This is a genomic window from Candidatus Symbiopectobacterium sp. NZEC127 (genome assembly GCF_025962675.1).
Taxonomy (GTDB): Bacteria; Pseudomonadota; Gammaproteobacteria; order Enterobacterales; family Enterobacteriaceae; genus Symbiopectobacterium.
In genome coordinates this window covers 56,513-68,939 of sequence record NZ_JAGFPG010000001.1, presented here as the reverse complement: position 1 = coordinate 68,939, position 12,427 = coordinate 56,513, and the positions used below count along the sequence as shown (strand labels likewise).

Here is a 12,427-nt window from a genome sequence, read left to right as displayed (position 1 = left end):
AAGGGTTAGGCCGATTTCAGCCACGGAGCCGTCAGTTCACGCCAACAGGGGTTATTCAGCGTCATGTCCATGTCACGGGCAAAAATGGCGAAACCGTCATAGCCGTGGTACGGACCGGAGTAATCCCAGGAGTGCATCTGGCGGAAAGGCACGCCCATTTTTTGAAAGATGTACTTTTCTTTAATGCCAGAGCCGATCAAATCGGGTTTCAGCGCCTTGACGAACGCTTCCAGCTCATAGCTGCTGGCATCATCAAACAGCAGGGTGCCTTCTTTCAGATCCGGCAGCGTGCGGTCATAGTCGTCGTTGTGGCCGAATTCATAACCGGTACCGATAATCTCCATGCCGAGATCTTCATAAGCACCGATGATATGGCGTGGACGCAAACCGCCGAGATACAGCAGCACCCGACGCCCTTCCAAACGCGGACGATACTTGGCGATAATCGCCTCCGTTTGCGCCTGATAGCGGGCAATCACCGCTTCGGCGTTTTGCTTGATGGTGTCATCAAACTGCTCGGCGATTTTGCGCAGCGATTCGGCAATCTTGGTCGGGCCAAAGAAGTTGTATTCCATCCAGGGAATACCGTGCTTCTCTTCCATATGCCGCGAGATGTAGTTCATCGAACGGTAGCAGTGCACCAGATTCAATTTCACGTTAGGGGTGTTTTCCATTTCCACCAGCGTGCCATCGCCTGACCACTGCGCCACCACGCGCAACCCCATTTCTTCCAACAGAATACGCGACGCCCAGGCGTCACCGCCGATGTTGTAGTCCCCGATGATCGCCACGTCATACGGCGTGGATTCAAAGGGTTTCCCTTCACGGTTATCCAGCACCCAATCGCGGATCACGTCGTTGGCAATGTGGTGACCGAGGGATTGCGACACGCCGCGAAACCCTTCGCAGCGCACCGGCACCACCGGTTTACCGATCGCTTTACGGCTGGTATTCGCCACTGCTTCGATATCATCGCCAATCAATCCCACCGGGCATTCCGATTGAATGGAGATCCCTTTACTGAGCGGGAACAGCATTTCCAGCTCTTCAATCAGTTTGGTGAGTTTCTTGTCACCACCAAACACGATGTCCTTTTCCTGAAAATCCGAGGTAAAGTTCAGGGTGCCAAAGCTGTTTACGCCGCTGACCCCGGTGTAATAGTTGCGGCGTCCGGCACGGGAGTATTGGCCGCAGCCAATCGGACCGTGTGAGATATGGGCCATATCTTTGATCGGTCCAAACACCACGCCTTTGGAACCGGCGTAGGCGCAGCCGCGCACCGTCATCACGCCCGGTTGCGATTTACGGTTTGATACCAGGCACTTCCCCACGCTCTCCTGCGCCGGGTCGGTAACCATCATGTGTTTTTGGCGCTCTTTGCGCGTTTTCTCAGGGAAAACCTCCAGCACTTCCTGGATGATCGCCTGATTGCGTTCACGGGTTGCGTTTGTCATTTCACTGTTCCTTCTGCATCAAGGCTCCCACGGGCGGGGGCTGACGCCGTTGAGCAATCAGGCCGCATTCTCTTCGGCAGCGGTTTTACCGATGATGCTGGTGTCTTCCTCTTCCATGATGCCGAATTCCATCAGCAGATCTTCCAGTTCATCCATGGTGCAAGGCACTGGGATCACTTTCATGGTGTTGTTGACAATCTTCTGGGCCAGCGTGCGGTATTCGTTAGCCTGCTTGCAGTTCGGGTCATATTCGATGACCGTCATACGGCGAATTTCAGCGCGCTGTACGATGTTGTCGCGCGGTACGAAGTGGATCATCTGCGTGCCGAGTTTTTCTGCCAGCGCAACGATTAGCTCATCTTCACGATCGGTATTACGCGAATTGCAAATCAATCCCCCCAAACGCACCTTGCCGGTTTTGGCGTATTTCACGATCCCTTTGGAAATGTTGTTAGCGGCATACATCGCCATCATTTCGCCGGAGCACACAATGTAAATCTCCTGCGCTTTGTTCTCGCGAATCGGCATGGCGAAGCCGCCGCACACCACGTCGCCCAAGACGTCGTAGAACACAAAATCAAGATCTTCCTCATACGCCCCTTCTTCTTCCAGGAAGTTGATGGCGGTGATCACCCCACGTCCCGCACAGCCCACACCCGGCTCCGGACCACCGGATTCGGCGCAGCGCACGTTGCCGTAGCCAATTTGCAAAACATCTTCCAGTTCGAGGTCTTCAACTGAACCGACTTCTGCCGCCATTTCCATAATGGTGTTCTGCGCTTTGGCGTGAAGGATCAAACGCGTGGAGTCCGCCTTGGGGTCACAACCGATGATCATGACCTTCTTGCCCATTTCCGCCAGTGCGGCGACCAGATTCTGAGTGGTGGTGGATTTACCAATCCCCCCTTTGCCATAGATGGCACATTGACGCAAAGCCATGATTGCTTCTCCTGTTTCGGGTTGGCGGCGTGTGGTACGCCGAATATGTTGCATTCTCCCTGTTGCAGGGAACGTACCAGCCATGCCAAAACGGTTAATATATTGAAAGTATTCATTTTGTTAGAAGCTTAGCCGCCGGGGAAGAAACAAACACAAGACAAAGGGCAAACCAATTGTTGTAAAGCGGACAATCGCGCCACGGAGGAGCGGCAACGCGGTTTTGCGGTGACAGGCACGACAGTTTGTTGGCTGCACGACAGGATGTGGTGCTTTCTGTCTTATTTCATGCAATTTTCCCTGATGGCACACCGCACCAGAAGCAAAGAAAAGCGCATAACCCATTCAATAAAAACATTTTTTCATCTCGATAGCGAAATGGCACAGGCTGTGCTTCAAGCCTCGCTGAAACGGCGAATCGATGGCGCGACCGCTCTGCGCCCCGTAATCACCCGCGCCATACCAATGAGGAAGCCCGCATGAGCAGAAAAATGAAAACGATGGATGGAAATGCCGCCGCCGCCTACATCTCTTACGCCTTTACCGACGTGGCCGCTATCTATCCCATCACGCCCTCCACGCCGATGGCGGAAAACGTGGACGAATGGGCCGCACAGCATAAAAAAAACCTGTTCGGCCAGCCGGTGCGTTTGATCGAGATGCAGTCCGAAGCCGGCGCTGCCGGTGCAGTGCACGGTGCGCTACAGGCCGGAGCGCTCACCACCACCTATACCGCTTCGCAGGGGCTGCTGTTGATGATCCCCAACCTGTATAAAGTCGCCGGCGAACTGTTGCCGGGAGTGTTTCACGTCAGTGCCCGGGCATTGGCGACCAACTCGCTCAATATATTTGGCGATCATCAGGACGTAATGGCGGTGCGCCAAACCGGCTGCGCCATGCTGGCAGAAAGCAGCGTACAGCAAGTGATGGATCTGTCTGCGGTCGCGCATCTGACGGCCATCAAAGGGCGCGTGCCCTTTATCAATTTCTTTGACGGCTTTCGCACCTCCCATGAGATCCAGAAGATTGAAGTGCTGGAGTACGATGAGCTGGAACCGCTGCTGGACCGCGACGCGCTCAACCGCTTTCGCCGCAACGCGTTGAACCCCGACCATCCGGTGGTGCGCGGCACGGCGCAAAACCCGGATATCTACTTTCAGGAACGAGAATCCGCCAACCGTTTTTACGACGCGCTGCCTGCGATGGTGGAAAGTTACATGGCTGACATCACCCGACTCACCGGACGTGAATACCATCTGTTTAATTATTACGGCGCGCCCGATGCCGAACGGATGATCGTTGCCATGGGATCGGTATGCGAAACCATTCAGGAAACGGTGGATTATCTCAACCAGCGCGGTGAGAAAGTGGGATTGCTGACGGTGCATTTGTACCGCCCGTTCTCGCTGTCGCACTTCTTTGCGCAGATCCCGGATTCGGTACAACGCATTGCCGTGCTGGATCGCACCAAGGAACCCGGCGCGCAAACGGAGCCGCTGTGTCTGGACGTGAAAAATGCCTACTATCGTCACGCTCAGCCGCCACTGATCGTCGGCGGTCGTTACGGGTTGGGCGGCAAGGACATTTTGCCAACGCACATCGTGTCGGTCTTTGAGAATCTTACCCGGCCACTGCCGCAGGATGGCTTTACCGTCGGCATCACCGATGATGTCACCCACACCTCACTGCCGCAGGCCAGCGCGGTTATTGATGTCGCGCGCGTCGGCACCACCGCCTGCAAATTCTGGGGGCTGGGATCGGACGGCACGGTGGGTGCCAACAAAAGCGCCATCAAGATTATCGGCGATAAAACGCCGCTCTATGCCCAGGCTTATTTCTCCTATGACTCGAAGAAATCGGGTGGGATCACCGTCTCTCACCTGCGATTTGGGCAAAGCCCGATCACCTCACCCTATCTTATTCATCACGCGGATTTTATTGCCTGTTCGCAACAGAGCTACGTCGAAAAATATGACCTGCTGGCCGGGCTGAAACCGGGCGGGACTTTTCTACTCAACTGCACCTGGACGCCGGATGAGCTGGCGTTAAAGCTGCCCACCGCCATGAAGCGCTATCTGGCCCAGAACCACATTCGCTGCTACACCCTCAATGCGGTGCAGATTGCTCAACGTCTCGGCCTGGGCGGGCGCTTTAACATGATCATGCAGGCCGCCTTCTTTAAGCTCACCAACATTATTCCTCCGGAAACCGCCGCCGACTATTTAAAAAGCGCGGTGGTTAAATCCTATGGCAGTAAAGGGCCAAAGGTGGTGGAGATGAACCATGCCGCGATCGATCAGGGTATGCAGGCGTTGGTGGAAGTGGCTATCCCCACAGTGTGGGCCACGCTGCCCGATGACACACGCCCGCTCGCGCGCGCCGTACCCGATTTTATCCGCCAGATTCTGGAACCGATGAACCGCCAGGAAGGTGACGCGTTGCCCGTCAGCGCCTTTATTGGCATGGAAGATGGCACCTTTCCCCCCGGTACCGCAGCCTATGAGAAACGCGGCATTGCGATTCAGGTTCCGGTTTGGCAGCCGGAAGGCTGCACCCAGTGTAACCAGTGCGCCTTTATCTGCCCGCACGCGGCTATCCGCCCGGCATTGTTGAATGAGGAAGAGCGCGCAGCAGCGCCGGTTTCCTTGCTCAGCACCCCGGCACAAGGGGCCAAGACGATGGAGTATCATCTGTCGGTATCGCCGCTGGATTGCTCCGGTTGCGGCAACTGTGCGGATATCTGCCCGTCACGTGGCAAATCACTCACCCTGCAACCGCTGGAAAGCCAGCGGCATCAGGTTGGACTATGGGAACATGTGCTGGCACTGTCGCCCAAAGTGAACCCGTTTAGCAAAACCACCGTCAAAGGCAGCCAGTTTGAAACACCGCTGCTGGAATTCTCCGGTGCCTGCGCCGGTTGCGGAGAGACGCCTTATGCGCGCTTGCTGACGCAACTGTTTGGCGATCGCATGTTGGTAGCCAATGCGACAGGTTGCTCGTCAATCTGGGGCGCGAGCGCACCGTCGATCCCGTACACCACCAACCACAAGGGGCAAGGCCCGGCTTGGGCCAACTCGCTGTTTGAAGACAACGCCGAATTCGGTTTAGGGATGTTACTCGGCAGCCGGGCCGTGCGTGCACAAGTGGCGAGCGATATTCAAACCGCGCTGGCGTTGCCTATCACCCCGGCATTGCATACCGTGCTCACCGACTGGCTGGAGCACAAAGAGCGCGGCGATGGCACGCGGGCACGGGCTGAAGCCGTTATCGCCCAGTTGGCGCAGGAACACACCACCTCACCGCTGCTGGCACGCATCTACCAGAATCGCGACTATCTGCCGAAACCGTCGCAGTGGATCTTCGGTGGCGACGGCTGGGCCTACGATATTGGCTATGGCGGGTTGGATCACGTGCTGGCTTCTGGGGAAGATATCAATGTGCTGGTATTCGATACCGAGGTGTATTCCAACACCGGCGGCCAGTCGTCCAAATCCACACCGGTAGCGGCCATCGCCAAGTTTGCCGCAGAGGGGAAACGCACGCGCAAAAAAGATCTCGGTATGATGGCGATGAGCTACGGCAACGTTTATGTGGCGCAGATTGCCATGGGGGCCGATAAGGCGCAAACGCTGCGCGCCATTGCCGAAGCGGAAGCCTGGCCGGGCCCGTCGTTGATCATCGCCTACGCGGCCTGTATCAACCACGGACTGAGCGCAGGCATGGGATGCAGCCAGCGCGAGGCAAAACGCGCGGTGGACGCCGGTTACTGGCACCTGTATCGCTTCGATCCGCTGCGCCAGGATAAAGGCAAAAACCCGTTTGTGCTCGATTCGGACGAGCCGGAAGAGGATTTTCAAGCCTTTCTGATGGGCGAAGTGCGCTATGCCTCGCTCAAACGCCAGCATCCGGCAGTCGCCGACAGCCTGTTTGAGCAAACCGAGCAGGATGCCAAAGATCGCTTTGAACGTTATCGTCGGTTGGCGGAGGGCTGATCGAGTTTCGGGTATCTCTGGCACACCTAATGGAATAATGCTTTCCTTATTATCGGGTTGGTAGATGTAAACCCCAACCCGAAATAAAGCATTGCACGCTAAGCAAAAATATAAAGAATCGTTTTTTGATATCGATCACAAAAAGCCATCATAAATAAAGCGAATATAAAATAATCACTCATGATTAATCATTATGAATAGACTCCCCTGACAACATAGATTGTTCAATCTTGCGGCGTACCTTTATGGAATTTAAAGAGCTTCTTGATTTGCATGAAAGACTTGAAAGCCGTATTAATGCTTATTGGACATATTGGTCTGTTGCTATATTTGCGATAGCGGGTTGGTTATTTTCAGGAAAACAGACGCTCATTCTTGATCAAAAAATAGGGATCGCCTTGGGTGCAGCCGTTTTTTTCTTTGCCAATTTAGGCGTGCTATTACCCTGTACACGACTGGCCGCCAGCGTGCGTGATGAAATCCGTTTGCAAGCACAAAATATCCCTTTCACAAGTAAAAAATTATCTCTCGCCTTTGCTGAAGATGGCTTTAAATTCCGATATACGCTCACGTTGCTTTTACATGTAGCCGTCGACATTATCGTGCTGTGGCATATATTTGCACATAAATCAATTCCCGAACCCACTGACAATAAAATAATAACCTTCTTTTTATTTCAATAAAAATTCACTTCAGACTTACACACACAATCGAGGAGATACCTCAATGAAAAAACATGTGTTAATTATTCATGGGTGGAGTGACACCTCTAAATCATTTTATGCTTTGGCTGAATTCTTACGAAAAAATAACTATACAACCACCGAGTTATGGTTAGGAGACTATATATCACTGGATGACGATGTGCGTGTGGCCGATGTCGGCAAAAAGATGGGACAAGTCATCGATGACATGATGGAAAAAGCAGAGTTGCCCCCCTTATTCGACGTTATTGTTCACAGTACCGGGGGACTGGTAACGCGTGAATGGCTCACCTCACACTACCGTGGTAAAGCCGAAGCCTGTCCGATGAAACGTTTTATTATGCTCGCCCCCGCCAATTATGGATCCAAACTGGCAGCAACGGGCAAGAGTATGCTGGGGCGTATCGTCAAGGGCTATAACAACTGGTTTCATACCGGGCAAGGTATCCTTAACGATCTTGAACTGAGCTCACCCTACCAGTGGGAATTAGCCCAGCGCGATATGCTCATTGGCCCCGATTCTGACGACACGGCACGCTATTACGGTGAAGATAAAGTCTGGCCGTTTGTAATTGTGGGCACCCATCCCTATACCTCCCTATTACGCCAAATCGTCAATGAAGATGGCGCTGACGGCACAGTAAGAGTTTGTGCCGCCAATTTGAATACGCAAGGAATCACGATTGATTTCCGGGAAAGTGACATTGATAAAGCCGTCACTTGTTGGCAATCACGGCTTGATGGTTTTTCCATACCGCTTGCCGTATTACCTACCCGAACCCACGGCTCTGTCATTGATCCTGACAGAGCAGATAAAAGCAATCAGGACGATATTGAAGAAACACCAGAAGAAAAAGCGCAATTGGGCACGTTTATATTAGAGGCGCTGGCCTGCGACGCGTTTGACCAATACCTGAAGATTCAACTAGAGTGGCAGGCATTCAGTGAAAAAACAGCGGAAAGAAAAGAAAACGCCGACTATTACCATCAATATTTGCAGGCAAACTTTTACGTCACTGACGATCAGGATCAACCGGTAACGGATTATTTTTTGGAGTTTTTTTCCAATACCAATAAACAAAGTGATTCGGCCAATGTTTACTTTCACTCTTCAGTCATTCAGGGCGTTCACGTCAATTTGCAAAATGCAGCGCGAAGAAACATCTATTTCGATCGAACTGACTTGGTAGAAGGTTATTATCCATTGTTACCCAAGCGCGACAAACCAATACTTTTCCTCTCGATTTCTGCTGCTGCGCCAGGTAAAAACATCAGTTATTTTTCTAACTTAAAACTGGGCGCAGAGATGCAGATTCCCATTCATTACGAAGATGAATCAGCAACTCGATGGTTTAAACGAAACTCCACCCATTTTGTGCGTATTATTCTACCGCGTCAGCCGGGCAATAAAGTGTTCGCGTTAACACGATTCGACAAAGTCTAAACCCTACGCCACCAGCGCGTCTTATGTTAAGACGCGCTGGCTAGACACTCGCGCCGTTCTCCCCCTGTGCGAGCACGTCCTCCGCTTCTGCCCTTCTGGGTGTCGTATTTCACCCCGTTATCCCGATTGCCAATAACGCGCTGTGGGTAAAACAGATCGATACAGTTTGCCAAAACATCATTTAATGCATTGAAAATAATCATTTTATTTTCTTGGCATTGTTATTGCTTATACCTTGTCAGTGAAAAACAGAGCAGTGATTGTCATCATTTAAGGAGCTGGTAGTGATGAACGAGCAGGTGGATAGCGATTTTGAGGAGTTGGTGATTAACATCATTGTCAACGCAGGTCAGGCGAGAAGCCATGCCATCAAGGCCATTGAGTGCGCGGCGCGTCAGGAGTTTGCTCCTGCACAGGAGTTGTTGGAACAAGCCACCGAGGCGTTGCGTGTTGCTCATCAGGCACAAACTAACCTGATAGAAGATGAAGCGCGCGGTGTGCATCACCCCGTCACGCTGCTGATGGTGCACGCTCAGGATCATTTGATGAACGCCATCACGGTGAAAGATTTGGCCCGGCAGCAGGTGGCTTGCTACCAGCACATGGCTGAATTAAGCAAACAGGTGCAAGCACTCTCACTTACCCAGGCACATTATTGAAACAAGGAGTAGGCCATGTTGCATATTACGCTGGTTTGTATGGGCGGTTTTTCCACGGGCATGTTGGTAAAAAGAATGCGTGAGGATGCCGTCAAACAAGCGCTCGATGTTGAAATTAACGCGACGTCGGAAAGCAATTTTAAAAACTTCGCCGACAAAACCGACGTCTTACTGATCGGGCCGCAGGTGAGTTTTATTGAAGGCACGATGAAAAGCCGCTACCCAAATTTGAAAATCGCGGTGATTAACGCCGTAGATTACGGCTCGATGAACGGTGGAAAGGTACTCGAATTCGCCCGTAATTTGTGAGCATGCAGTTATTACTGGCGCATTGTTTCGCCGCGCCGTGCGTCACTCGGTATATTGGCAGCAGATAGTTCTCAGGCTAATGATAGTCCTTGCACCAGCACTATTTTGCGCAAATGGATCAGGAGCACCAGAGCATGCGGATCGACATCGTCTATGACAAATTGAAGGCGCTTAGCGTCGAATCTGGCATCTCCGCCCCGCAGTTGGCGGAGGCGCTTGGCTATGCCAGAGCCAATGTCAGCAACGATCTGAACAGCCTGGTCGCGCAAGGAAAAGCGGTCAAAATAAAAGGTAAACCCGTTCTGTTTCAGGCAATCAACCCAGGAACCCTGGCCCGTAACAGTGAAGGCGAATTCGCGCAGTTTATCGGCAGCAACGCCAGTCTGTTTCCGGCGATAGAGCAGGCCAAGGCGGCGGTGTTCTATCCCCCCAACGGGATGAATATGCTGATTCTGGGTGAAACCGGCGTGGGAAAATCCCTGTTTGCCGAGCTGATGTACCAGTATGCCAAAGCCATCGGCAAACTGCCGGCACAGGCTCCGTTTGTGATTTTTAACTGCGCCGATTATGCTAACAATCCGCAACTGCTGCTGGCGCAATTGTTTGGTTGTAAAAAAGGGGCTTATACCGGCGCCGATGAAGATAAGGTTGGCCTGCTGGAAAAGGCGAATCACGGGGTGCTATTTTTGGATGAAGTGCACCGTTTGCCGCCAGAAGGACAGGAAATCTTTTTCACCTTTATCGACAAGGGAATTTTCCGCCGTTTAGGGGAAACGCAGGTCGAACGCACCGCCAGCGTGCGCATTTTTTCCGCCACCACGGAAGAGCCGGACTCCAGCCTGTTACGCACCTTTACCCGCCGTTTTCCGATGGTTATCCATTTACCTGCCTTGAGAAAACGCACCTTTCAGGAACGTTTTGCGCTGATCCAGTTTTTTTTCAATCAGGAAGCGGCGCATTTGCAGGAGAGTATCAGCGTTTCCGTAAATGCCCTGCGCGCCCTGCTGAGCTACGACTGCCCGAACAACATTGGTCAGCTCAAAGCGGATATTCGTTTCGCCTGTGCGGGCGCGTATGCGGAATTCATGACCGGCAAAAAAACCAGCTTCGCCATCAACAGTCGAACGCTGCCTAACCACGTCAGTCAGGCGCTGTATACCCATCTTGAGCATCGCCAAATTTGGAACACCATTATTGGCATCAACAAGAAGAGCGTCACCTTCTCTGGCACCAGCAACACGCCGCTGTTTGAAGACGATGCGCTCAACGACATTTACGACATGCTTAATCTGCGCATGTCGGAACTGCGCAGCCAGGGGATTGAAGGCAATACCCTGGAAGAAGAGATTGAGAAAGATATCGCGGACTATTTCCAAACTCGGATTAGCCGCTATCAGGGCAAATATGATACGCGTCGTCTGGAGAATCTGGTCACGGCAGCAGTGCTGCGCCTGACCGAAGAGATCATCCGCTATGCCGAAGGGAAATTGCAGCGCACGCTGGACAATAAAGTCTATTACGGTTTGGCAACCCATATTGAAAATGCGCTCGATCGCGTGCGTCGCAACAAAAGCATTGTCCATCCGCAGCTTAACCGTATTCGCACCGGTCACCCGGAGGCTTTCAATGCGGCGCTGGATTGCCTGCGCATGATTGAGCGAGTGATGGAAATCACGCTGCCCATTGATGAGGCAGGGTTTCTCGCCATGTTCTTTGTCTACAGCGAACGGGATCTGGAGCAGCGACAGACCGATGTCAAGGTGATCGTGGTGGCGCACGGGATGGACACCGCCAGCGCACTGGTTGCCACCGCCAACGAGCTGCTCGGGGTCAATTATGCGGTGGGTTTTAACGTTCCTCTGTACGAAAAGGCGCAGTTGGTGCTGGAGCGGATTATTCGTCACATTCAGGCCAGCGAAGGCGTGTCGGAAGTGCTGTTGCTGGTCGATATGGGCTCACTGACTACCTTTGGTGCCGCCCTGGCGCAACACTGCGATGTGGCAACGCGTACCATACAGTTAATCAGCACCATGCACATTGTCGAGGCGATCCAGAGCGCCATGAACGGCCTACCGTTACAGGAGGTGTACCATAACGTGCTGATGGTTAACCAGTTGCTTGAACAGGAAGTGCCGCGCGATAGAGATCCAGCACCCGCCCGCGTGCCCGCCGCCGCCGAGAAGAAACTGGCCATCGTGATGATCTGCACCACCGGAGAAGGCACGGCAAAAGTATTGGAAAACCGCCTGTCACAGGCGCTATCGAGTCGTATGCAGCGCGTCGCCGTGCTCTCGCAGCGTTTTGATAACGATGCCCAGCTCAATCAGGAACTGGCTGTACTGGGCCAACGCTATACGCTGGTTGCGCTGGTCAGCCCGTTCCCCCTCGCCACGGCGCTCACCCAGTTCGATCTGGCTGATGTGCTGTACTACGACGGCGTGACGGCGTTGGATCGGCTGATCGAGCGAGAATCTACCTATCTGCTGGTAGCCGAAACGCTGACACAGATTTTGCAGCATGTGAAACCCGATACGGCGCTGCTTACCATCAAAGGGTTTAACGCGCGCGTGTCTGCGGCGCTGGGGATAACACTCTCTTCCAATATGCTTATCGGGCTGACCATGCATCTGGCGTGCCTGCTCGATCGTTTGCTGGAGGGGCCAACCCATAGCGACTTTCCCGACAAGGTGCGTTACCTACAACAGCATGACGCGATGATTCGTCTTATTCGTCACGAGCTGGCCGCCATTGAACAGGCGTTTTCGCTGAACATCAGTGAAGACGAAATATGTACCCTTTGCCGTTTTTTTATTTCACAGGACATCAGTCAATCAACAAAAGAGGTTATTAACGCATATCCATAATGAATGTGTAGAAAATATATAAAGCATCGACCAGGCGAGTCACGTTGCCGGGCGTTCTATACCAA

At 52.8% G+C, this 12,427-nt stretch carries 8 protein-coding genes; 6 read left to right on the top strand and 2 right to left on the bottom strand.

The genetic code is table 11. From position 1 onward, the window contains the following. Positions 1 to 5: 5 nt before the first annotated feature. Together nifD and nifH are read right to left on the bottom strand one after the other, a co-directional pair. Positions 6 to 1,454, bottom strand: a complete 1,449-nt coding sequence (nifD, locus tag J5069_RS00280; protein WP_264641977.1) for a nitrogenase molybdenum-iron protein alpha chain — start codon at positions 1,452 to 1,454, stop codon at positions 6 to 8. A gap of 57 nt (positions 1,455 to 1,511) precedes the next feature. Next, complete coding sequence (gene nifH, locus J5069_RS00275; protein ID WP_264641976.1) at positions 1,512 to 2,393, bottom strand: nitrogenase iron protein; 882 nt, start codon at positions 2,391 to 2,393, stop codon at positions 1,512 to 1,514. Between the two features lie 476 nt (positions 2,394 to 2,869). Here nifH and nifJ point away from each other — a divergent pair, with 476 nt between their 5' ends. The 6 genes from nifJ (at position 2,870) to J5069_RS00245 (ending at position 12,362) form a co-directional block, all read left to right on the top strand. Beyond that, complete coding sequence (gene nifJ, locus J5069_RS00270; protein ID WP_264641975.1) at positions 2,870 to 6,382, top strand: pyruvate:ferredoxin (flavodoxin) oxidoreductase; 3,513 nt, start codon at positions 2,870 to 2,872, stop codon at positions 6,380 to 6,382. Between the two features lie 245 nt (positions 6,383 to 6,627). Then, a complete protein-coding gene (locus J5069_RS00265; protein WP_264641974.1) occupies positions 6,628 to 7,065 on the top strand; it encodes a hypothetical protein in 438 nt (145 codons plus the stop codon). 43 nt (positions 7,066 to 7,108) lie between these two features. Further along, positions 7,109 to 8,530, top strand: a complete 1,422-nt coding sequence (locus J5069_RS00260) for an esterase/lipase family protein (protein ID WP_264641973.1) — start codon at positions 7,109 to 7,111, stop codon at positions 8,528 to 8,530. Between the two features lie 287 nt (positions 8,531 to 8,817). Further along, on the top strand, positions 8,818 to 9,189 hold the full coding sequence (locus J5069_RS00255) for a PTS lactose/cellobiose transporter subunit IIA (RefSeq protein WP_264627684.1): 372 nt from the start codon (positions 8,818 to 8,820) through the stop codon (positions 9,187 to 9,189). 15 nt (positions 9,190 to 9,204) lie between these two features. Next, on the top strand, positions 9,205 to 9,498 hold the full coding sequence (locus tag J5069_RS00250; RefSeq protein WP_264627681.1) for a PTS sugar transporter subunit IIB: 294 nt from the start codon (positions 9,205 to 9,207) through the stop codon (positions 9,496 to 9,498). Positions 9,499 to 9,632: 134 nt separating this feature from the next. Beyond that, complete coding sequence (locus tag J5069_RS00245) at positions 9,633 to 12,362, top strand: sigma 54-interacting transcriptional regulator (RefSeq protein ID WP_264641972.1); 2,730 nt, start codon at positions 9,633 to 9,635, stop codon at positions 12,360 to 12,362. Positions 12,363 to 12,427 lie beyond the last annotated feature (65 nt).